Annotated in this window: 15 protein-coding genes, 4 tRNA genes and 1 pseudogene; 15 read left to right on the forward strand and 5 right to left on the reverse strand. The window is 42.3% G+C overall.

What is annotated here, in order from left to right; translation table 11 throughout:
• Nucleotides 1-87 precede the first annotated feature (87 nt).
• From CKO50_RS13015 to CKO50_RS13045, 7 genes are all read left to right on the forward strand, one after another.
• Nucleotides 88-163 (forward strand) — tRNA-Lys (locus CKO50_RS13015).
• A 155-nt stretch (nucleotides 164-318) separates the two neighbouring features.
• A tRNA-Lys gene (locus tag CKO50_RS13020) sits at nucleotides 319-394 on the forward strand.
• Nucleotides 395-547: 153 nt separating this feature from the next.
• Nucleotides 548-623 (forward strand) — tRNA-Lys (locus CKO50_RS13025).
• Nucleotides 624-756: 133 nt separating this feature from the next.
• Entirely contained in the window at nucleotides 757-1,800 is a 1,044-nt protein-coding gene (nadA, locus tag CKO50_RS13030) for a quinolinate synthase NadA (protein ID WP_095728500.1), read from the forward strand.
• A gap of 89 nt (nucleotides 1,801-1,889) precedes the next feature.
• Nucleotides 1,890-1,980, forward strand: a tRNA-Ser gene (locus tag CKO50_RS13035).
• Nucleotides 1,981-2,340: 360 nt separating this feature from the next.
• The gene (locus tag CKO50_RS13040) at nucleotides 2,341-2,679 is read left to right on the forward strand and encodes a hypothetical protein (protein WP_095728501.1); all 339 of its coding nucleotides are present in this window, start codon (nucleotides 2,341-2,343) and stop codon (nucleotides 2,677-2,679) included.
• Entirely contained in the window at nucleotides 2,676-3,236 is a 561-nt protein-coding gene (locus tag CKO50_RS13045; RefSeq protein ID WP_095728502.1) for a hypothetical protein, read from the forward strand. The genes CKO50_RS13040 and CKO50_RS13045 overlap by 4 nt, the downstream gene beginning before the upstream one ends.
• A gap of 256 nt (nucleotides 3,237-3,492) precedes the next feature.
• Here the strand turns inward: CKO50_RS13045 and CKO50_RS13050 are convergent, their stop codons facing one another.
• The 4 genes from CKO50_RS13050 to CKO50_RS13070 form a co-directional block, all read right to left on the reverse strand.
• Entirely contained in the window at nucleotides 3,493-4,845 is a 1,353-nt protein-coding gene (locus tag CKO50_RS13050) for a hypothetical protein (RefSeq protein WP_095728503.1), read from the reverse strand.
• A 1,026-nt stretch (nucleotides 4,846-5,871) separates the two neighbouring features.
• Nucleotides 5,872-6,162, reverse strand: a complete 291-nt coding sequence (locus tag CKO50_RS13060) for a putative quinol monooxygenase (RefSeq protein WP_095728504.1) — start codon at nucleotides 6,160-6,162, stop codon at nucleotides 5,872-5,874.
• A gap of 90 nt (nucleotides 6,163-6,252) precedes the next feature.
• A complete protein-coding gene (locus tag CKO50_RS13065; RefSeq protein WP_095728505.1) occupies nucleotides 6,253-7,134 on the reverse strand; it encodes an AraC family transcriptional regulator in 882 nt (293 codons plus the stop codon).
• 136 nt (nucleotides 7,135-7,270) lie between these two features.
• The gene (locus CKO50_RS13070) at nucleotides 7,271-7,948 is read right to left on the reverse strand and encodes a hypothetical protein (protein ID WP_095728506.1); all 678 of its coding nucleotides are present in this window, start codon (nucleotides 7,946-7,948) and stop codon (nucleotides 7,271-7,273) included.
• Between the two features lie 475 nt (nucleotides 7,949-8,423).
• Here CKO50_RS13070 and CKO50_RS13075 point away from each other — a divergent pair, with 475 nt between their 5' ends.
• The 3 genes from CKO50_RS13075 to CKO50_RS13085 all read left to right on the forward strand — a co-directional run bounded on the left by CKO50_RS13075 (nucleotide 8,424) and on the right by CKO50_RS13085 (nucleotide 10,410).
• On the forward strand, nucleotides 8,424-8,975 hold the full coding sequence (locus CKO50_RS13075) for a hypothetical protein (RefSeq protein ID WP_095728507.1): 552 nt from the start codon (nucleotides 8,424-8,426) through the stop codon (nucleotides 8,973-8,975).
• 64 nt (nucleotides 8,976-9,039) lie between these two features.
• Complete coding sequence (locus CKO50_RS13080; RefSeq protein ID WP_255229736.1) at nucleotides 9,040-9,459, forward strand: hypothetical protein; 420 nt, start codon at nucleotides 9,040-9,042, stop codon at nucleotides 9,457-9,459.
• Nucleotides 9,460-9,594: 135 nt separating this feature from the next.
• Complete coding sequence (locus CKO50_RS13085) at nucleotides 9,595-10,410, forward strand: hypothetical protein (protein WP_095728508.1); 816 nt, start codon at nucleotides 9,595-9,597, stop codon at nucleotides 10,408-10,410.
• Here CKO50_RS13085 and CKO50_RS13090 read toward each other — a convergent pair.
• Nucleotides 10,407-10,985: a TetR/AcrR family transcriptional regulator gene (locus CKO50_RS13090; RefSeq protein ID WP_095728509.1), complete on the reverse strand. Its 579-nt coding sequence runs from the start codon at nucleotides 10,983-10,985 to the stop codon at nucleotides 10,407-10,409. The two genes, CKO50_RS13085 and CKO50_RS13090, sit on opposite strands and share 4 nt — an antisense overlap.
• Before the next feature lie 156 nt (nucleotides 10,986-11,141).
• Between CKO50_RS13090 and CKO50_RS13095 the strand changes: the two genes are divergently transcribed.
• The 5 genes and pseudogenes from CKO50_RS13095 (at nucleotide 11,142) to recD (ending at nucleotide 22,283) form a co-directional block, all read left to right on the forward strand.
• Entirely contained in the window at nucleotides 11,142-12,182 is a 1,041-nt protein-coding gene (locus CKO50_RS13095) for an alkene reductase (RefSeq protein ID WP_095728510.1), read from the forward strand.
• Between the two features lie 305 nt (nucleotides 12,183-12,487).
• Entirely contained in the window at nucleotides 12,488-13,513 is a 1,026-nt protein-coding gene (locus tag CKO50_RS13100; RefSeq protein WP_095728511.1) for a GGDEF domain-containing protein, read from the forward strand.
• Between the two features lie 126 nt (nucleotides 13,514-13,639).
• Nucleotides 13,640-16,897, forward strand: coding sequence for an exodeoxyribonuclease V subunit gamma (recC, locus tag CKO50_RS13105; protein ID WP_176474661.1), 3,258 nt, complete (start codon nucleotides 13,640-13,642; stop codon nucleotides 16,895-16,897).
• Nucleotides 16,884-20,409: pseudogene (gene recB, locus CKO50_RS13110) on the forward strand (exodeoxyribonuclease V subunit beta). The gene recC and the pseudogene recB overlap by 14 nt, the downstream one beginning before the upstream one ends.
• Nucleotides 20,406-22,283 carry an exodeoxyribonuclease V subunit alpha gene (recD, locus tag CKO50_RS13115; protein ID WP_095728513.1) on the forward strand — a complete coding sequence of 626 codons (1,878 nt, stop codon included), beginning with the start codon at nucleotides 20,406-20,408 and terminating at the stop codon, nucleotides 22,281-22,283. The pseudogene recB and the gene recD overlap by 4 nt, the downstream one beginning before the upstream one ends.
• Nucleotides 22,284-22,349: the final 66 nt, after the last annotated feature.

Here is a 22,349-nt window from a genome sequence, read left to right on the forward strand (position 1 = left end):
TCGCTTCGCAGCTTTTTGAACGCGAGTCAGGACGACGAGCCGGAACACCTCTTCAGGATGAATTGATGGCACTTTTAATACTTGAGCGGGTCATTAGCTCAGTTGGTAGAGCAGTGGACTTTTAATCCATTGGTCGATGGTTCGAGTCCATCATGACCCACCACTTTACAAGCTTTAGAATTCATATTTGAGCGGGTCATTAGCTCAGTTGGGTGAAAAAAGACCGAAGCAAGGCTTCACAGCTTTTTAAACGCGAGTCAGGACGACGAGCCGGAACACCTCTTCAGGATGAATTAATGGCACTTTTAATGCTTGAGCGGGTCATTAGCTCAGTTGGTAGAGCAGTGGACTTTTAATCCATTGGTCGATGGTTCGAGTCCATCATGACCCACCACTTACAAGCATACGAATTCCATTTTGAGCAAGTCATTAACTCAGTTGGGTGAAAAAAGGCCGAAGCAAGGCTTCACAGCTTTTAAACGCGAGTCAGGACGACGAGCCGGAACACCTCTTCAGGACGAATCAATGGCACTTTTAATGCTTGAGCGGGTCATTAGCTCAGTTGGTAGAGCAGTGGACTTTTAATCCATTGGTCGATGGTTCGAGTCCATCATGACCCACCATCCTCTTATTCTTCATATATTATTCAAAATACTTTCTTAATCTCGCCATTTTGAGCCAAACATTCGCTAGGATTACCCCTGTATTTTTCGTATAATTCTACCTAATTATGCAATGTGGACTAGTGGTCGAGAAATGAGTCTAGCTGAACGTATTATGCCGGAAGATTATATCTTTCCTCCAAAACCTGCCCCTCTTACCGTTGAAGAAAAAGCAGAGTATAAAACGCGTATCAAAGCGCTATTAGTTGAAAAAAATGCGGTACTGGTTGCCCATTATTATACTGATCCTGAGATCCAAGCACTTGCTGAAGAAACAGGCGGCTGTGTTGCTGATTCATTAGAAATGGCACGCTTTGGCGCTAAGCAAGAAGACAAAGACATGATCATCGTCGCCGGCGTGCGCTTTATGGGCGAAACGGCAAAAATATTGACACCGCACAAAACCGTTGTGATGCCAACACTCGAAGCAACTTGCTCGTTGGACGTAGGCTGCCCTATCGACGAATTTTCTGCGTTTTGCGATCAACACCCAGACAGAAAAGTGGTGGTATACGCCAATACCTCAACTGCGGTAAAGGCAAGAGCGGATTGGATCGTCACCTCTTCTTGCGCGCTTGAGATTGTTGAGCACCTTGATGAACAAGGCGAAAAAATCATCTGGGGTCCGGATAAGCACTTGGGTTCTTATATCCAAAAGAAAACGGGCGCCGATATGATCATGTGGAACGGTGCGTGTATCGTTCATGATGAATTTAAAACCAAAGCCCTTAAAGACATGAAGCAGCTACATCCTGACGCTGCGGTACTGGTTCACCCTGAGTCTCCTGCGGAAATCGTAGACTTAGCGGATGCAGTAGGCTCAACGAGTCAATTAATTAAAGCTGCGCAAGAAATGGATAATCAGAAGTTTATCGTTGCCACCGATCGCGGTATCTTCTACAAAATGCAGCAACTTTGCCCTGAGAAAGAGTTCTTCGAAGCACCAACCGCTGGTGAAGGCGCTACATGTCGTAGCTGTGCTCATTGCCCTTGGATGGCAATGAACGGCCTACAGGCAATTGAAGAAGCGCTCATTAGTCCACAAGGTAAAGAAGTCTTCGTTGATATGGAATTGCGTGAAGGCGCACTACGTTCGCTCAATCGCATGCTAGATTTTTCTGCATCCTTGCAGAAATAGTAGGATTAATAGACAAATAGATCCTAAAAGCAAAAAACTGCTTGATAAAGTGCGAGGCTTTTCATAGTATTAGCCCCGCAATTCAGTGCGGAGAGATGGCTGAGTGGCTTAAGGCGCACGACTGGAACTCGTGTATACGTTTATAGCGTATCGAGGGTTCGACTCCCTCTCTCTCCGCCATTCCTTCTTTATTCAAATCAATCACCTACTAAAAGCTGCTCGTACTTTTGGGGACAATTTGGGGCTATGATAACCCTAAACTTTATTTTTATTTCCTAAATACAGCGCATTTTCAAAAACCCTTCTGGTTTACGTCATTTCTATTTAAAAATATCTTTGTTTGTGCAATTTAGCTTTAGATTATCGGTTGGAGTTGCAGGCAGCACAGCCATCCGAATTTGAGGTAGCGAAGTAGTGAAACGGTTTCGCCATCACTGATGGTAACAAACTTATGATGGGTGCCTGAAATTTTTACTTCAAAATTTTATTAACCTTGAGTTCATCTAAATGTTTTAAGTTGTTAACTTAAAAATCAAGGAGATGATTATTAAATGTCCAGAAATAAAAGGCTTAGAATTCTCTGAGCGTTCCAAAAAAGCAATACTAAAGATAAAAGAAATCAAAGAGGTCGGTGAGCTACTAGCATATTCGGTTGCTGCAGGACAAGTTGCTACAATATTTGTTGGCAACAATGCTGCTGTTAGTTCGATAAACGTCGCTTCAACAGATTTCATTCAGTTTTCAAGTGCTATGAATGGAGTTTCGCTAATCGTAAGAGAGAAAATTCATACTAGAGCTGTTCTAACTTGGAGTAAAGTCTCAGATAGTAAAGAGAAGCAGTTTTGGAAGGCTATTGCTAAAGGGTGTAAAGTACAATGAAAAAAGTTACTTTTGGTTTGCTGGCAACATTAGCTGCTACTCAAATATTTGCGTCATCGACCTACGAAGAGCTATTCAAGAGCAGAAAAATTGATAAATCTGAGCTAATTAAACTTGATACAGCTAAGTTGGATAAAGTGCAAAGGCAAGTTTTTGAAGACTTGTTGAAAAGTGTCTCTATGCTAGGTTACAAAAAATCAGAATGTGACTCGAGTAGAGTTATAAAAGCTGAGCAATTGCACGGATTAGGGATTTCTAATGAGCACTACAATACAGTGCTAATCTATTTTTATGGCTTAAATCGAAAAAGGTGTGAGGAGTCAGAGTACAATAAGTTTGCGAAGCTTATTGCTGTAAATTTAGCCTCACAGAAAGATTCTGAAGTCTTGGAGTTTATTACAAATTTAAATAGAGTCGGGTCCGCAGTATATTACGATTATGCTGAGGCTGAGGTTGATTTTAAGCAGTTACCCAAAAGTGTACAAGATAGAACTAGTGAAGTTAGCTTTCTGAAAGAAGATTTCAATTTATTTGAGTCACTGCAGAATGCAGAGTGACATAGGTACGCGTTTTAGTTAAGTGCTAGCGGTGTACCGAGCTTTATTTGCTAAAAATACCGCTCGATTATCTGTAATTGTGTGCTGCAGGTTAAAAGGCAACTATACTCTACTGACCCAAAACTCCCTCACAGTAATGAAAACGATAATGTCCATTACTATTATCACATACATAGTCGCTTTATAATGCAACGCTTCAACGCAGGGTGGTTAAGACGTCTAGAAGAGGTGTCCACGCCCACTTTAAGTTTAAAAATTACTTTTCTAAAAGCCATTCGAACCAGACTGATTTCTGAGTATTGGGGTCGGTTTGTAGGTGGAGTAGGGTATTAAATTGAGCGGGCTTGAACTCAATAGGCGGTGCGAGCACTTGAGTATTTTGCGTTAAGGTTACGCCATTTTTCCGTCCTTTTTCGGTTACCTCACAGACCCCGTTTTTGCATGTCACATCCGGTTCTGGGAGGGAAATACTTTCTTCAGATTGGGTCATGACATAGCGTTCGTTGATGCTACTTGCCTCGGTGAACGTTTTAAATTGCGTTGCTGAGTCACTGGTCGCAATACCGGCTGTTACTTCTGCTATATGTGCCAGAAACTGGTAGCTGCCTTGGTGAGAGAGTGCGCCAAGGCCAGGGTCTGTGATAAAAGATACAAAGCCCGCGTCCAGAGCACTGGAAGATAGTGCACCATTATTCATCAGGCGATCTATAGAGGCTTGATCTCTTTGCGTAAATCCGACAGTGAGCTTTTGGCCTTCGGTATTAAAATGCCCCTCGTTGAAATTACTGAGTAATTTGCCGTCATCATGTCGTCGGTAGTTTCCTATGTCACTAGCAAGTTTTTGAATATACTCGAAATCTATGCCACTTTTCTCTGCATATTCATACATATCAGCCAGCATAAATCTGTCTTTATGAGTCAAGAAGTCATAGTTGCTGCGTTCTAAGTTATGTGAAGACATCCCTTCAGCGCCATTGTGCACTTTAGGTTCATTGCCTGCATACAGATCTGTAACCATTAGGCTATAGTAATGCTCAGCTTGATTGCTCATTGTATGCGCTGATAAGTTCATGTCTTGGAGCGCTGACTCGAAGTGTGACTGTGCTTGCGAAAGATAATCATCAGGGAGCATAGCTTTACCGAGTTCTGAGAATGTCTGGCTATGTGTGTATAGCGCTGCTTCAAATGATGTCATTGCATTATCATCATTGAGGGCGTTCCGCTTCAACTCAGACAGCGCTCGTTGATCAAGTGCATGCCACTTTTCGTAAGCAGCAGCCTTCTCTGCTTTTGAAAAGGTATTACTGGGATCCATGGCGATAGTCTCCAGTTGAGGTTTGGACAGTTGCTCAAACTCCCACTTAGCCGAATTAATCTCTTCTTGATTGCTTTGCGATTGCCACGTTAATACATTGTTATTCTGTAGAAATGATTGCTGATTTAAACGGGCTGAGTCAATCGCCTGTTGTGCTTCTTTTAGCCTCACTGCCAATGAAGAAACAGACACCTGTGTATTGGTATTGTTCTGGTTGGTGGCCGTATTCGAACGAAATGAGGTAGCGGGTGAAGCTTTGGTTTTAGTGTGCCATCGGGTATCTGATATATCCATACTGTCTGTCCCTGTGGTATGTTAACCCTTTCTTATATAAGGGTTAAGTAAGAGTTCGTTGGTAAAATAGTAGAAATAAATACTTTTCTTCCTGTTTGCTTCTATTATAGTTGGGACTAACTGATGTATTACTGGTGCTAAAAACATTCGCTCTTAGGCATTAGATATAGTCAAACCTCTCAAAGCATTAGGAGAAGTTTCTGCGTTTTTATTAAGGTTTTACTATAAGCTCAATAGTAGCATAGTTCAGCTGCTCCGGAAGTTTATTCTGCAAAGCTCGCAGATGTGGCCGATAGCAATGAAAGTCCGACAGCTGAGCTGATGGAATATGGAACCCATCACTATTTCTAACTACAGGGGATAGCTTTATGAGCATTGGCTTGTTGTCTTTACATGATACCAATACTCCCCAAAATTCCAATTGGCAATAATAGAATCCATTGTGGTAATTTAATGAACGTTTGTAACTTAAAAAAATACCAGCCAACTAATATAAAAACGACAGAGAATATAATGAAGCAAATCGAGATCCCAATGACTAAATGATGAAATGAATCTAAGTCGTACCAGCCAATAATACTTAAGGACACTCCGCAAAGGACCAAAATAGTTGACACTAGATGCCAGCAACTTAAGAGAGTAGCTTTACCTATATCAGGTAGATTACTTTTAAGAAGTGGCCTAATAGGATCTAGTTGACCTGCGAAGATATGTATAAGTGACGTCAATAGCGCGATGATACCTGCAGAAAATATCCAACTGTTCATCATGTTTTCCATGTAAATTTGATTAGATAGCAGCATAGAGTTGTCGCTTTAGTTTCTTTGCATCGGCTAATGCTGCTTTGTTCAAAATATTAGACAAAATGTTACATTAGGCTCTCTATGCAATTTGATAGTGACTAGGTATTCAATTATTTACTAATTTTATAGCCTGATTCATGTCAAATATTAGCTTACATAACGAGCCACATTTTATAGTCTTATAAAAAGTAGCTTAGTGCTTCTCAAGCGATTCTTGGGATAACTAAACTTCTATCTTGTTAAAATACTTAATATCAGGTGGAGCACTGAGAAATGAACTTAGTTTTTCCAATACACCGTTATTATTAATGAAATTCAAATATGCTCGATGACTTTCTACCGTTAGCCATTCCTCATCCAAAAGCATTTCATCATTTTTTTCGTCATATAAAACGCTAACCTGCAAGTTTCCTTTAAAGCCTCTTACGTTGGGCAAGTTGTGTTCCAAAAAGGGAAGTAGGGCTTGAAATTGATCAGGCTTTACTTGGCAGTTTAGGGTAACTCTTACACTCATCTGTTTTACTCCTTATGGTTATCTTCACTCAGATTATCTAACCTGCTGAGCACCAACTACCCAAGGAATGTCAAAAATAACGATTTTCCGTCATTTACATCGTTTTATTTGTTTTGGAGTTATACCATATTGAAGCTTGAACGCTTTGATAAAGGCTGACACATTTTCATAGCCCACTGTCAAAGCGACTTGTGTCACAGACAACTCTTTTTCTACCAACAACGTTTTAGCCTGAGATAGTTTTTTTTCTCGCAACCATTTTTGTGGTGTAACTTTGTAAGTCGCTTTGAAATCACGATTAAAGCTAGAAAGACTTCTCCCTGATAAATGCGCTAAATCACTAACAGTGAGGTGAAGTACATCAAGCGTTTCTAATAGTCGGGTAAGATTTCGCTGAGGAGGGATCTGCCTTTTTGAGGATAGTACGGAATGAAAAATAGCGTGGCTGTCTTTCCAAGAAATAAGGTGGAGTAGCTCTTGTAGCTTAATGTTTAAATAAGAAGATGATTTTATATCACCTATAATTGAATCAAAAAAAGCGCTGAAGTCATTACAACCTTCCAACAAGCAAAAGGCTGGCGCGCTATTGGGGCAATCTAAGGGCTTTTTAAGTTTACTCAAATAATCCACAACAACACTGTCATCAAAAAATACCAAGTAAGCTTTTAAGGACTCCGTTTCTTTAACGAAATCAGATTGTAGTTTTAGCCCTTGAGGGAGAAATATTGCGCTTCCCGCTTTCAACTCAATCGTGTCGTTATCACGGTTTGTAATAACCTCACGCCCGCTTTCAATATATATCAAACATGGTGTATTGATGTAAAACTCAACGTTTACCAAGTCCCGCTCAAGATTTTTATAAAAAATAACGGAGTTTTTATGATGACTGACAACAGCCACATCTTTGATCGCAAATAGAGCCTGGGGGAGCACTAAAACACTAGATTGAGTATGTTCAAAAATTGTTTTCATTTTTATAAAAGCCGCTAAGTTTTCAGATAGGCTTAAAGTTTACGTCTGCATAATTGACAGATAAAAGTTAGCTAAAATTGTAGCGAAAAGTGTTAAAGGGCTGCTTTGATGCACTTTATTTAAGTATCGCTTAGCTTTACTTTGCAAACACGGTATCAAAGTTTTCACCTGAATTTAATCTATCTATGCCTTCGTAGAGTTTTTTAGGATCAATTCTTTCAAACGCGACTCTTGATGCTTGATAAGCCCAAATTTCTCGAGGAGAAAAGTCTGATAATTCCATTACTTGATTTACTTTTGAACTATCAATATTTATGTTCTCTAGTAGTAGTGGTTGTCTGTAGTCTACATAAGTACCCGAGCCTTCAAGTAGCCAAGGTTTCATTTTAAAATTTTTAGTAAAAAAGTTAGCTCTATGGAACACCTCTGCATGTGCTGTCTCGTGTGCAATCACATCAATATTAATGCCTTTGGGGCCAATAAACACACACTCCCTAAATAATGAACTTCGCGCCATCCCTGTTGGGTTGAAACCAAATTTCCAGTATGCCGAGTTTTTGGACACAATATACCTTGGATTGGAGCTCATTTTACCAAAAGTTTCATCAACTCTTTTTTTTGCTTTTTGCACCAATTCAATAAAATTTTCTTGCTCTGTTTTTTTCATAGAGTCATCAGCATAAATCTCTGGGTAAGTTTCTTTAAATCCCATAAGCGGTGTAATTTCACATGCAAGTGCCTCCTTGTTAAAAATGAAAATAGATAAAAAAGTGGTAATGCACAAAAGGATCAAAATAAATTTAAGTATTTTCATCTAGTCTCCTTGTCAAACTAACGCGTATTAATTTTTTCTGTATAAAAAGTAGGTCGGTGCTAACATTTTCTCCAAAAGCGAAATAACATTCCTCGCATGTTGCGACTAATGCTAACAAATGAAAGGTGGTCATTACTATCAAGAATTATAAGCGACTTTAGTTGACCATTTATATAACTTGATGTGTGATAAAGCAAAAGGCAATTGGTTTTGGCAAAGGGAGCACCACGTGTTTGGCAGTTAAGCCTTAAAGGAGTTGTAATACCAGAGCATAGCGTAATACGGGCTATGTTTATTAGTGCAGACAAATACAATTCTAGGCTATGGCGACTTATAACTCATTGTTTAAAATGTGATTTTAGTAGAGTTTATGCGGTACTCAGTATTTTTTGAAAAAATTCAGGAAAAGTTGAGTAATGAAATCTTGAAGCAACAATGAAGCGCTCAATAACTCACCTCCAACATAGAGAAAGAGATGGAACTCAACAAAATATCAAATAAGGCATTGAAGTTGGCTCTTAAGGCCAGTGCGGTATTAGATATTGAAATCTCAGATGATGCGTATTTGCGCTGTTTTACTTATACCGAAAATTGGGTTTTTGGTATTGATATCGCGACTTACGATAATGGAGGCGGCGACAATATTGCTGTCGTGATCAAAGACGAGTCGATCCTTATCAAGGGGTTCGATCATGAATCGGAAGTTAGCCCTCATGCTCAAGAAGAGTACGGTGTATGGCCGGGGATGTACAATGGAGCACCAACGGAGCTGGTGGAAGTACTGAATGACGAGGTTTTCGAAATAGAAGAGGTCACATTTTGCATTTGGCGACTTGATAGTGAAGCGATTTGGTCTCGGGAAGCAGTAGAGCTTAATAATGTTAAAGATGACGGTTCGAGCTGGCTTCTGTCAGCTATTACTACCACCCCAAGTGCTTTTATTGAATATGTCGAAAGCTATTATGACGGTGATTTCAACCAGCTAACACCAGAGAAAGTACATGACGTATTTGCCGCGCAAATGTAGAGTGTGTCAACTAAGTTGCTGAAGGTTTTTCTACGCCAGCAAATTCTTAAAAAATGTGATGTTAATGGATAAGGCAAGTTTAGTGAAACGAGTTAAAGTTTATTACCAACACCGTGACGGTGGCACAGAGCTCATCAATTATGAAAAAGAACTACGTTCTTATCGTGAAGCTTTCGATGTTATTGATCATTACCCTTGGGACAAAGAATTGAAATTGTTCGAGGAGTTTGGTGAAGGGGGCGGGTTCTTTTTTATACTTGGAGATGAAGGCGGTAAGTGCGCCTCATACCAATTGACACCAATAGAAAATAATAGCGGATTACTGACTTTGGATGTTGTGTCTAAGCCAGCTACCTTTGGACTATTTGGTGGTAAATCTGTTTCCGTCGATTTTGAGCTTGTCTCAATCCCAGAGGCTAAAAATCATATAAAAGCGCTATTTGAATACTCCATAGATTCCCTGTACGAAAAATATCAAAAGTAACAGTGTTGTGTGAACAGCATCCATAGATATCAATTCCGTTGATTCATTTATCTTGGGCTTGTTCTCGTTGTATACTCTGCATTATAAATCAAACGGCTTGTTGCACGTTTTAACGGGAAATAAAGGGACGTATTAATGAATAGACTTGGCATACTATCTGGTTTGTTATTTTGTTGTAGCTATTCAATCGCTCAGCCCCAGCCACAAGCAATCACAGTTTACAATAACCCTTCTCATGGTGTTCAAACTGAAAGTAGTGTATTTTCCTATCTGCAGAGCCAATTAACTCAGTTTGTGATTACGCAGTCTGATGCCAGTGTTGACCGCGCGCTTAAAAATATTGCGGGCGGTGAAGGGGAGTGCGTTAGAAACTTAGTTGTGAATAAAGCGCGCAGTAAAATATTGTTATTTTCTGAGCCGACCACTTATTTTTTGGGGCTACAAGTTTTTGCTGCACCCTCTGCGCAATTGTCGCCTACACAAACCGAGCAAAACCTAAAAGCATTGTTAACGAGTCATCCCAAGTGGTTGTTGGGCATAGAAAAAGAGCGCTCATATGGTGATATTGCTGATGCCATGATACGGCAAACGCCACCAGATCAGCTCTACGTGAAAGAAGGTAGTGAAAATGAAGCACAAATGTATTCTATGTTGATGAATAAGCGCTTTGAGTTGCTGCTTGAATATCCCTCGGTTATTGCATACCACGCGAAAGGTGCACCAGAAAAACCCGTACCAATTACAGTAAGTGATTTTGCTCCATTTATTACTGGGCATATCGCTTGTCGGGATACACCCGTTACACGCGGGTTTTTAGCGGCGGTTAACTCTGAATTGGCGAACTTGATTGTGGACGAGCGCTTTATTAACTGGCATCTCGAATACATAGACAAGAGTTTACACGATACGTTTAAACAGCAATTTTACCAAGTGCGAAGCCCTCGGCTTTAAACGGAGACTTCCAATAACCTATCCGCCAGTGCATTGAGGTGTGAGCTATCGCACTGCGTCGCTGCATAAGTTCGAATACCATATACAGACATAATAAAGAAACGCGCGCTCTTAGTGGCTTCATCTTCACTTAATGCTTCGCTATCGGGCCAAGCTATTAAAAACTGTTGCCTGATCAGTGATTCAAATTGGTGCAAGTTAGCACTGAGTGCCGTTTGAATTTCCGCATCCTGCTCGCCAATTTCATTAAGCGTTTTGGTGAGCAAACACACTTTCTTTGACTCGTCGCCTAAACACTCACCGACAAGATCTTGTAAGAATCGCTCAAGTGCACAACGAAGGCTGGTGCTGTTTTCGAACAGCTTTTGATAATGCACTCGTCGGTCTGCTTGATATTGATCTATGGCGGCCAGTAGCAAACCTTTTTTATTTTTGAACGCACAGTAGATAGAACCAGGATGGAGTCCGGTTACTTCGGTCAGTTTGGGCATACTGGTTTTGTTATAGCCATAAGTCATAAATGCTTGCATGGCATTTCTCAGTACGGTTTCTCTATCAAACTCTGCTGTTCTCATCGATTTCCTAAGTGTATCAAATGGGTTTAAACGTCGCCATTATACCAATACTTCATCCCTATTTTTGATAACAATTAAAAAAATGTAAAGGTTTAACTTGAATAATGATTCAAGAATCCCTATCTTGAATGTATATTCAAATATGGAGAGACACGCATGCCACAGGTACTTTTTGAAAATGTTAAACTAAATAATACGATATCACTCAATAATCGCATCTTGATGGCACCATTGACGCGCTGTATGGCAGACGATGATTTAGTTCCTACCGATGACATGGTGAAGTACTACGCTAAGCGAGCCAAAGCAGGATTAATCATTAGTGAAGCGACGATTATTCGTCCTGATGGGCAAGGCTACCCGAATACACCTGGTTTGTTTACACAAGCACAAATTGCAGGGTGGAAAAAAGTAACAGATGCTGTACATGCCGAAGGTGGCAAAATGTTTGCGCAGTTGTGGCATGTTGGGCGTGTTGCACACCCGTATTTTTTTGACGGAGAAGTCATAGCACCGTCGGCTATTGGAGTTGAGGGTACGGTTCCAAGAATGCGTGAACTCACCTATCAAACTCCTAAAGCGCTAACTCTGGAAGAAATCACACAACTTGTTGCCGATTATGCCCAAGCGGCGGCAAACGCGATTGAGGCTGGTTTTGATGGAGTGGAGATTCACGGCGCCAATGGTTATTTAATTGACCAATTTTTACATTACGCGGCGAATCAGCGTACCGATGAGTATGGTCAAACACCAGAAAATATGAGTCGATTTGCTCTGGAAGTCACCGATGCTGTCGCTGATCGTATTGGTGCCGACAGAGTGGGTCTGAGAGTATCACCCGGTGCTTATTTTAACATGGATGGTGACCAAAGAGACAGAGCGGTATTTGATTTCTTAATCACTGCCTTAAACAGTCGTAAGTTAGCCTATCTGCACGTGGGTATCTTTGATGACGCGATGGAGTTTGAGTATTTGGGCGGCAGTGCCTCAGCTTATTTGCGTAACATCTATAAAGGAACGTTAGTTGGTGTGGGGAGCTACACTGCAGCGTCAGGCGCAGAAGCGATTCAAAACCAACAATTTGATTTATTGGCGATTGGTAGGCCGTTTATTGCTAACCCTGATTACGTGGAGAGGGTGCAAGCCGGCCAAGTCGTGAAAGAGTATGATGAGTCTATGCTCGCAACGCTAAACTAAAACCAATCCATAAGTATGGGTTTATAGCAATGCCAAACACTTAAGTTTGGCATTTTTTTGTACATTGCATAAGCTTAAAGCAGGCATCAGTGGGACAGCGAAAACTTTTGATGCAAGAGCGGTCATCTTTATCAATTAAGCTTGAGAGCAGTTAAATGTTTAACCCTCAAGTATTTGCTAATTAATAATCAACTGGATTGTAGCTTATTTTTTAACATTGATAGGAATAAAGGAGTGCTTTGGAGTTTATTTGTTCGCTAAGTGTGTAATAATATGACAGCAATGCAGTTGTGAGTGCGTCGAACATGCAAGAAGATTTACTAAATTCCGTTATCAAAATAACAAAAACGAGAGATGTTGACTCTCTCGAATACAGCTTAGTGTCTACCATTCAAGAGTTCATAGGTTGTAAAGAGGTTGCTGTTTATAAGGATCTGCTCGTTCCTGGAGAGATCGCGATAGAGAGAAGCTTGTTGCTAAGAAAATTGTCCGATAAGGAATTTGATTGGGAAGAGCGAAGTCTAGTTAAAGAGCCCGATAAGGAATTAATTTCTTGCTTGCAGTCAGCTTGTATCATTACGGTGCAAGCTAAAGATGGTATTGAGCATCGTTGGGTGCCAATCAGCCTTCAGGAAAAGCCCGTTGGTGCTATCGCAGTTATAAGCACAGGTATGTCTAGTGCAGATCAAGTGCTACTCAATGCATTTTGCCGCATTTTTGAAAATTATCTCACCATTCTCCACGAAAACGAGCGCGATAAACTCACCGGATTACTCAATCGTCAAACGTTTGAAAAGCGCTTGAAACAACTGATTGAAAAACAAGTTATCAAACAACATAAAACGGTATGGCATGGTGATGTGCGCTCGGTGCATAAAGGTGCAACCTCGTGGCTTGCGATCATGGATATCGATCACTTTAAAAAAGTGAACGATAACTACGGACATGTATGCGGAGATGAGGTTTTACTGTTGTTAGCGCAGCGTATGCGTCAGTTTTTTCGCTCCACAGATTTATTGTTTCGCTTTGGTGGTGAAGAGTTTGTACTGGTCTTTGAGCCAACCGATTACGATTCTATAAAAGCTAAGATGGACGAGTTTATGGAGTTGGTACGAAATACCCACTTCCCATTTGTAAAAAAGCTCACCGTCAGTGTCGGAATGTCTCGCATTAGTCCATATGATTTCCCCATTACTGTGCTTGAGAATGCAGACAAGGCACTTTATTACGCAAAAGATAACGGTCGCGATATGCTTTGTTTTTACGAAGCGTTGTTGTCTGAGCATAAAATTGAAGCGCTGGAAGAGAGCTCTGATATAGATTTGTTCTAACCGTTTATCTGAGAAGCGGCGGTTGTCGATTTTCTACTCAAGCACACTCGCATTTACCTCAATGACTACCGCTCGCAAGGAGATTCAGATACACTTAATACAGCGTTAAACTGCATGGCAGGCAACATGTTACACATCATCCAATCGAATCGAATGGAAATCTTGCAGGCACAACTCTGCACACTCATAAAATCAGCACCGCTCGCTAACCCTTTTGCAAAAGAAGTGGTGTTAGTACAATCTCCTGGTATGTCTGAATGGCTCAAACTGGGCATGAGTCAACACTTAGGAATAAGTGCACAGGTCGACTTTCCATTACCTTCTAGCTTCATTTGGAAGCTATACCAAAATTTCATTGATGATGTTCCCAAGGAATCCGCTTTTAATAAAAGCAATATGACTTGGAAACTATTTACGCTATTACCCGACTGCATTGATAAGCCTCAATATATTGCGCTTAAGCATTATTTAGGTGACGACCCGTCAGGAATTAAACTTTTTGCGTTGTGTGAAAAAATTGCCGACGTTTTTGACCAATATTTAATGTACCGGCCCCAGTGGATTGAACTTTGGGAGCAGGGTCAAGATACGCTGGATGATGTGGATGTTGAAGCTATTGCCCCTTGGCAGCCTGATCTCTGGCGTCGTTTAGTCCGTCATGTTGCAGCGCTTGAACAAAGTCCATATCATCGTGCCAACATGCACGATAAGTTATTGCAAGGGTTGGCCAATACACCAGAAGGCAAGATTCCCGAGCGGATCTGTATATTTGGACTGTCGGCCATATCGACCAGTCAGCTTGATATTTTTCATGCGCTTGGCCAAAAAACGAATGTATTTTTATTCTTTTTTAACCCCAGTGCACACTACTGGGGAGATTTAGTCGATGAGAAGACTCAAGCTAAAGTTGCTGCAAAATACGCTAAGAAGCCAGAACTCGAAGCGAAAGACGGCGAATATTACTATATTGGCAATCCACTCCTCTCTTCATGGGGAAAGCTCGGACGTGACTATTTTGAGCAATTATTGCAGCTTGATGCCAGTTGGATTGACGGATTTGATGACGCGTTTGATGACAGCCTGCTTGGTCAGGTACAGCAAGAAATCTACCAGTTGGCATTTAAAGGAGAGTCGTTAACCGCGGATCCAAATTGGTTTGTTTCGCAGCAGGGCAAGCTACCCATTATGGCCGATGATACCAGTATCGTTTTTCAGGATTGCCATACGCCACTGCGTGAGGTCGAGCGGCTCCATGATTATTTACTTAATCTGTTTGAACAAAACCCTAGCCTGACGCCTAAAGACATTATCGTCATGATGCCTGATGTGGGTACCTATTCGCCATTTATTAAAGCGGTGTTTGGCAGCAGTGAAGATACACTGCGGATCCCCTATGCGATTTCCGATCTTGCAATTGAGCAAGAGCGGCCTATTTTAACGTCTTTCGTGACGTTGACAGACTTACCCAATAACCGTTTTTGCGTGTCGGATATTCTCGATTTGCTGGGCGTTGCGCCGATCGCCGAACAGTTTAACCTTGAAAGCCATGAGTTTGACTTAATTCGCTATTGGCTCGATCAGGTCAGTGTTAAATGGGGCTTAAACGACAGCCATAAAAGCGAATATGGCTTGCCAAAAATACCACTAAATACGTGGCAGCATGGACTCAACCGTTTGCTCTTGGGGGTTGCAACGAGTGACGAACAGACGCCGTTTGCTTCCATTTATCCTGCTGATGAAGTCGAAGGTATGTCGGTGGCGGTGCTTAACAAGCTTATCGGCTTTGTTGATGCGCTTATCTGGTTAAAACTACAACTCAGCAGCGAAAAGACGTTAACGAGTTTCGCAGCAATTTTACGTGAAACCATGACCTTATTTTACTCGTCAGAATCTGAACAGAGTTGGGATTTACTTAAGCTTGAGCAGATTATAGAGAATATCGAAAAACACCATGAAAATGGCGATATTCAAGCGCCAGTCTCAGCAAAAATATTAGCGTATTTGGTTAAGCAAGGCGTCAGAGAAAAAGGGGTTGGGCAGCGCTTTTTAGCCGGAGCGGTAAACTTTTGTACGCTGATGCCGATGCGTGCGATTCCATTTAAAGTGGTGTGTATGCTTGGCCTAAATGACGCGGACTATCCTCGTACCGTGCAGCCTATCGGTTTTGATTTAGTCGCCCACTCCATGAGACGTAAAGGCGACCGTTCGCGAAAATTAGACGACAGATACTTGTTCTTAGAAGCGTTACTCAGTGCTCGAGAAAACTTGTATATCAGTTATATTGGCCGCTCTTGTTTTAACAACGAAGCCCAAGTGCCATCCGTTTTAGTCAGCGAATTGACAGAATATCTAGATCGCAGCTTTTATTTTGAAGATATGCCAAAACAGCCGCTTGTTACTCGATTAACTTCACAGTTGCCATTACAACCTTTTAATCCCGAACATTTTAAAGTGGGCTCACTACAGAGCTACAATCGTACTTGGCTTTGGCAGCATAGGGCGGCGCTAGCTGAGGAGATAAAACCATTAGCACCAGTTTTAGACGCAGAAATTGAGTTTAGCGATTTGCTACGAGGTGTTTGTGAGCCGCAAAAGTTATTTTATCAGCAAGCGCTGGGTATTAAACTCAAACCAATAGAAGCATTAACACTTGATGAAGAGCCTTTCGCATTAGATGCATTGGAGCGCTATCAATATTTAGATGAAGTGCTAGATGCTCAGCTACAACAACGGCCCTTAAATCTTGAACAGATATTACAACGAGGCTCGCTGCCACAAGCGAACATCGGCAAACTACAGCTAGAGGGGCTGCTTACCCGCGTTGAACCTATGGTTAAGGTACTAACGCCTTTGCTTAATGAACCAAAGGAAGCTCTAGAGCTAAAACTTGGTATTGCAGAGCATTTACTGGTTGGCTGGCTTGATTGTGTGTATGAAAACAGGCAAGTGTACTATCGTAGCGCCAGTATTAAAGCGAAAGATTTAATTAAAGGGTTTTTACATCACTGCGCGGCTTGCGTAATGGGACATGAAGTCACTACTTATATTGTTGGGCTAGATCAAAGCGTGCACTTTGCCGCTATTTCACAGTCACAAGCTCAGCAATATTTGGAGCAGTGGCTGGCTTTTTATAAACAAGCGTTGAGCGAACCTGTGGCATTTTTCCCAAGTTCAAGTATGGAATACGCCAAGACACAGGATATTAAAAAGGCTACATATAAATTTAAGCCGCAATATGTTGGTCGAGGAGAGGGAGAAGATCCCTATGTTCAACTATGTTATAGCGATTTGTCAGCTCATGAAGCGGATTTTTGTGCGCTTAGCCTTACTTTGTTAACACCTATTCTTAATGCCGCTGAGGAGGTACGTCATGGAGATGCTTAACCCCATTACTATGCCTTTAAGTGGCCAAAACCTAATTGAAGCCAGTGCAGGTACGGGGAAAACCTACACCATAACTGGTTTATATCTGCGCTACTTACTTGGCTTGCGTACTTCTGATCAACAATATGAGCCGTTAAGCGTTGAACAAATCTTAGTGGTAACCTTCACAGAAGCGGCAACACAAGAGATCAAAGACCGCGTGAGAAAACGCATTATTCAAGCTCGAGACGCGCTACTAGGTGAAGTCTGTAAAGATGAACTGATCAATGCCATTTTGGCGCAAGTTGAAGATAAAAAGCGCGCCTTTGATCTCCTTGATGCTGCCGCTAAGTCAATGGATGAGGCCGCGATATTCACCATTCATGGCTTTTGCCAAAGAATGCTGAAGCAACATGCCTTTGAGTCTAAGGTTGCATTTAACCTCGAGTTTATTCTTGATGAAAGCGAGTTGATTGACGCCGCGATGGCAGATCATTGGCGACGTTTTGTCTATCCACTGGATACAGAAAAAACACAGGCTGTGATAGAGCAGTTTGCCACACCTTATGCGCTGGCTAAGCACGTTAGGCCCTTATTAGCAAGAGAAAATGCCGAAATTAAACCCTCAGTTTCCTTAGATGTGGTGTTTGCAGCTCGCGAAAAATACCAAACATTAGCAATGTGGTTAAAGGCCGAAATAGTCAAAGCTGACTACATCAATGTGTTGAAGAAATCGGGACTGGCAGGTAATCGTGCGCCAGGGCGAAAGGATAACCTTCGAGCTCTTGAGAATTATGTACACAGTGAGCAGTGGTGGTTTGAGTTTGGTAGCAGCAATCACTCGTTTGGGCTTTGGGGCAGTGAAAGCCTTGCTGATGTTGCTCAATATAAAAAGAATACAACGCCGTTGGAGCATGAACTTATTCGTCACTTTGATACCTTGGCAGAGCTCCACCAATTGGTCGGGAGTGGGCTTAAAATCGCGTTAGTGCAACAAGCGGTGACTGAGGTAAGAGCTTTGCTTCACGCCCACAAAGAAGAATATGGCTTGATCTCTCCCGACGATTTACTTAAGCAGCTGTATCAAGCGCTGATGGGCGATAGTGGTGAGCGCTTAGCCGAAAAAATTGCACTGCAATATCCGGTTGCTATGATAGATGAGTTTCAGGATACCGATCCTATTCAATATGGGATCTTCAGCCGAGTTTACGCAAAGGAAAATACGGCATTAACCTTGATAGGCGACCCAAAACAAGCCATTTACGGCTTTCGCGGAGCGGATATTTTTACTTATATCGGTGCAAAGCAAGGAGTTACACAAGACAAGCAATATACGCTTGCAACCAATTATCGCTCCGATAGTGACGTGGTTGCCGCAGTGAATACGATATTTACTCGCCATCCCAACAGTTTTATCTACAACAAAGATATCCCTTTTGTTGAGGTGAGCGCGCAAGGTAAAGCCGAGGATGCGCAATTTACTATCGCGTCTAAAAAGTCGTCAGCTCTGCGCTTTAGTGTATTACCAAATGAGGATGAAGCGCTTAACAAAAGCGCCGCGCAAGCGCGGCTAAGCCAGGCGTTCGCCGGCCGAGTTGCAGCACTTATCGAGCAAGGGCAGTCGGGGATTGCGNAATCCAGTTGTGCCAGCGGATATCTGTGTGTTAGTTCGTGACCGCATAGAAGCGAGCTTGATAAAACGAGCCTTAAATCAACTCGATATTGCCAGTGTGTACCTTGCCAGAGATAGTGTATTTAGGCAGCCGCTAGCAATCGCGTTGTATCAACTGCTTGATGTACTACACGGGAGTTACGATGAAGCGGCGCTCAGAGGCGTGCTTGCGGGACCATTATTTTATTTAAACAACCAAGCACTGTACGACTTGCAGTTTAATGAACAGCTGTGGCAAGGTTATTTGCAGCTATTTAGTGAGTTAACACAGTTGTGGCATCGCTCTGGCGCAATGGCGATGTTGGAACACTTATTGATAACTTGTGAGCTGCCAGTGATTTGGCAGCAGCAGGGAATGGAAGTGGAGCGTTGGCTGACTGACTTTCGTCATTTGGCTGAGCTTTTACAGCATAAGCAATTAGAGCTTGATGGTACGGGTCGTGTGTTACGTTGGTTTTTATCGCAGCTAAATAACGCCCAGAGTGGCAGCAGCCAAATTCGCTTAGAGAGTGATGCTAATCTGGTGAAAATCGTGACCATGCATGCATCAAAAGGTTTGGAGTATCCGATTGTCTTTATGCCATTTGCACTAGGGTTTCGTGAGCCTGATACATTGGTTTATCATCAAGGAGATAAGCTAGTTGTCGACCTTGAAGCCAGTGATGACGCCAAAGAAAAAGCAGAGCAAGAACGACTGGCTGAGGATATTCGCTTACTTTATGTTGCACTGACGCGAGCGGTGCATTATTGCGAGCTTGGGCTTTACGACATTCAACAAGGGCGCAGTAAAAAGTCTGCGCTGCATAAAACAGCTTTAGGATTTGCCTTGTTTGGCACGGAAACTTTTGACAGTGCCGAGGCTTGGCAAAGTGCCTTAAGCCAGTTATGTAAAACACATACGGCAATGGAATGTGTAAAATTAGATGAAATCACTGCGCCACGGCAAGCGATAAAGATATCGCTTGAAGACAAGCCTCTAGCTTTGTCCGCGAAAACTTTCACGGGTCAGATTGAACGCCACTGGCGTACCACAAGCTTTAGCCAGCTAAGCTATCACACGCATCATGGTGATAAACCTGCAGGGGCTGTGGACGAAAACCATTTACTGGACTTGCCTGAGCAGCGTCAAGAGCGGGAAAAAGCCTCTTATACTTTTCCTAAGGGCGCCAAGCCGGGTAGCTGTTTGCACGAAATTTTTGAGCTCATTGATTTTACCGCACCGCATACCCCCAAAAACGAAGATAAGTTTACGCTGACCGAAGCCGTCACTAAATCTTTGGATAAGTTTGGTATTGCGACCGAATGGCAAGAGACTGCAGAGCGTTGGGTAACAAGTTGTTTGGCAGCACCGCTTGCACCACATCCTCATTTACAACTTGGTGTGCTGTCACCAGACGACTGCATTGTTGAAATGGAGTTTTATTTACCACTAAAACCACTCTGCGCGGTGAAGCTAAACAAGGCCCTCAGTGATATTACTGGGCAAAAGTCGTTTTTAAACTTTGATGATGTGAAAGGCATGCTGAAAGGGTTTATCGACTTAATCTTCAAGTGGCAAGGACAGTTTTTTGTTCTCGATTACAAGTCCAACTACCTTGGCGATAACCCAGAAGATTATCACTACGATAACCTCAATGCCGCGATGTCGTCTCATCAGTATCATTTACAGTATATGATTTATACCGTGGCACTTCACCGCTTGTTAAAGCAGCGCCTTGCGGACTATAACCCTGAGCAGCATTTAGGTGGAAACTACTATTTGTTCTTACGCGCATTACCGGACAATCAGGGGATTTTCTTCAATCAGTTAAGCGTAAAGCAGGTATTAGAATTAGATGCATTATTTGAGGAGTCTGTATGAGCCAGTTAAGTATGGACTTTGAGGCATTTGACCATCACGGTTTCACGGCGCTATTGCTTGAACACAAACGAGTTGGTAAAGCCGATATCGCGTTAGCCAAGTTGTTGAATCAGCAAGGCTATGACGATCACTACTATGTATTTTTACTATTATTAATCGCTCATGGACGTCAGCATAGTTGTTTAGAGCTAGACGGTATTAATTACCAGGATCCGTTTGAGCTCAGCTACGCGGTTGCGGATGAATCTATAGAGTTGTCGCCATTTTCAAGCTCGGGTATAGCCGTTGCTGCGCTCGCACAGCATCCTGCAATCGGTGAAGATAAACCGCTTCGGCTATACGGTAATAAGCTCTACTTGGCGAGATTAGCAAATTATGAAGCAAGGCTTGCGGGACACTTTGAAATGTTGGCAAAAGCCGATGTTACGCTGGATGAAGCAAAACTGGGTGCACTGTTGGCGTCGTTTTTTCCAGCCAGTGAAGAAGACATTGATTGGCAAAAAGTGGCTTGTACACTTGCTATCATTAAGCGATTTTGTGTCATCACGGGTGGTCCAGGTACGGGAAAAACCACGACGGTCACAAAACTGCTTGCGATTTTACAATCGCTTTATAACAGTGCGCCGTTGACCATCAAGCTAGTTGCGCCAACTGGCAAAGCGGCTGCGAGGCTCAGTGAGTCAATTATCGGTGCGAAAGCGAAGTTAAATCTGTCGCCAGCGCTTGCTGATTTACTGCCAGAGCAGGCGCAAACTATTCATCGCTTGCTAGGCGTTATCCCTAATAGCGTTCACTATCGTCACAATCAAGACAACCCGCTGCATGTTGATGTACTGATTGTTGACGAAGCATCCATGGTGGACTTATCGCTTATGGCGAAGCTGGTGGATGCCCTACCAAAACATGCACGGCTTATTTTGCTCGGCGATAAAGATCAGCTCGCATCGGTAGATACCGGTAACGTACTTAGCGACTTATGTGAAAACTTAACGCTTGGGCAAGCACCACATTACAGTCAGGCACTGAAAGCAAAGTTAGCTGAGTTGAGTAAACAAAACTTGCCTGAATCGAGTGATACCAGCGCTGACTTTATGTTGGAAGATAATCTGGCATTTTTGCAAAAAAGTCACCGTTTTGACAGTCGAAGTGGGATTGGTCAGTTAGCATTTGCCGTAAATAGTAACAATAAGCGGCAATTAGACAGCGTGCTGGGGCAAGGTTATAGCGATATACAGCATCATGAATTAAATAGTGAAACCTACAATGCCCTAATTGCCAGAGCGGCGGAGCAATACCAACGATACCTTCTTGCCATTCATCATGGTGAGAGTGAGGCCATAATTCATAGCGAGTTTGCCAGTTATCAATTGCTTGCGGCCGTGAGAGAAGGCCCTTACGGTGTGAACGAGTTAAATCGCAGAATAGAGCTTAAGCTTAGTCAAATGGGATTGGTACAACCGACAGGGCGCTTTTACGTTGGTATGCCCATTATGATCACCCAAAACGATTACCAGTTGAAACTGTTTAATGGCGATATCGGGATCATTTTACGCGATGAACAGGGTGAGCTACAGGCATCATTTATTGATGAACAGGGCAGCATTAGGCGCTTTTATCCTGCCAGATTGCCGAGCTTTGATAGAGTGTACGTGATGACTATCCACAAATCGCAAGGCTCTGAGTTTGCTTACACGGCAATGATACTACCACCAATTCAACGTGCGCAGCAGGGGATAAACCGCCAGCTTATTTATACAGGGATCACCCGAGCTAAACAGCAGTTTGAATTGGTGGCGCAATATAAAGTATTAGTGCAGGGTATGAATCGAAGTGTAAGTCGCAGTAGTGGTTTACGAAGCCGGCTATCAAAATGATGAATTTTTTGTTAAAAACTTGTTTTATTTTGTGGTTTGGCTAAGGTTAAAGTGAGCTTGAAAGCT

The organism is Pseudoalteromonas sp. HM-SA03, assembly GCF_002289345.1.
Taxonomy (GTDB): domain Bacteria; phylum Pseudomonadota; class Gammaproteobacteria; order Enterobacterales; family Alteromonadaceae; genus Pseudoalteromonas.

What these genes read in the sequence shown, in the direction of transcription:
- CKO50_RS13095 (WP_095728510.1), top strand. Translation starts at nt 11,142, where the DNA reads ATGCCACAGGTACTTTTTGAAAATGTTAAACTAAATAATACGATATCA.
- CKO50_RS13085 (WP_095728508.1), top strand. Translation starts at nt 9,595, where the DNA reads ATGAATAGACTTGGCATACTATCTGGTTTGTTATTTTGTTGTAGCTAT.
- CKO50_RS13060 (WP_095728504.1), bottom strand. Translation starts at nt 6,162, where the DNA reads ATGAGTGTAAGAGTTACCCTAAACTGCCAAGTAAAGCCTGATCAATTT.
- CKO50_RS13045 (WP_095728502.1), top strand. Translation starts at nt 2,676, where the DNA reads ATGAAAAAAGTTACTTTTGGTTTGCTGGCAACATTAGCTGCTACTCAA.
- CKO50_RS13080 (WP_255229736.1), top strand. Translation starts at nt 9,040, where the DNA reads ATGGATAAGGCAAGTTTAGTGAAACGAGTTAAAGTTTATTACCAACAC.
- CKO50_RS13065 (WP_095728505.1), bottom strand. Translation starts at nt 7,134, where the DNA reads ATGAAAACAATTTTTGAACATACTCAATCTAGTGTTTTAGTGCTCCCC.
- CKO50_RS13050 (WP_095728503.1), bottom strand. Translation starts at nt 4,845, where the DNA reads ATGGATATATCAGATACCCGATGGCACACTAAAACCAAAGCTTCACCC.
- CKO50_RS13100 (WP_095728511.1), top strand. Translation starts at nt 12,488, where the DNA reads ATGCAAGAAGATTTACTAAATTCCGTTATCAAAATAACAAAAACGAGA.
- recC (WP_176474661.1), top strand. Translation starts at nt 13,640, where the DNA reads ATGTTACACATCATCCAATCGAATCGAATGGAAATCTTGCAGGCACAA.
- recD (WP_095728513.1), top strand. Translation starts at nt 20,406, where the DNA reads ATGAGCCAGTTAAGTATGGACTTTGAGGCATTTGACCATCACGGTTTC.
- CKO50_RS13070 (WP_095728506.1), bottom strand. Translation starts at nt 7,948, where the DNA reads ATGAAAATACTTAAATTTATTTTGATCCTTTTGTGCATTACCACTTTT.
- CKO50_RS13090 (WP_095728509.1), bottom strand. Translation starts at nt 10,985, where the DNA reads ATGAGAACAGCAGAGTTTGATAGAGAAACCGTACTGAGAAATGCCATG.
- CKO50_RS13075 (WP_095728507.1), top strand. Translation starts at nt 8,424, where the DNA reads ATGGAACTCAACAAAATATCAAATAAGGCATTGAAGTTGGCTCTTAAG.
- CKO50_RS13040 (WP_095728501.1), top strand. Translation starts at nt 2,341, where the DNA reads ATGATTATTAAATGTCCAGAAATAAAAGGCTTAGAATTCTCTGAGCGT.
- nadA (WP_095728500.1), top strand. Translation starts at nt 757, where the DNA reads ATGAGTCTAGCTGAACGTATTATGCCGGAAGATTATATCTTTCCTCCA.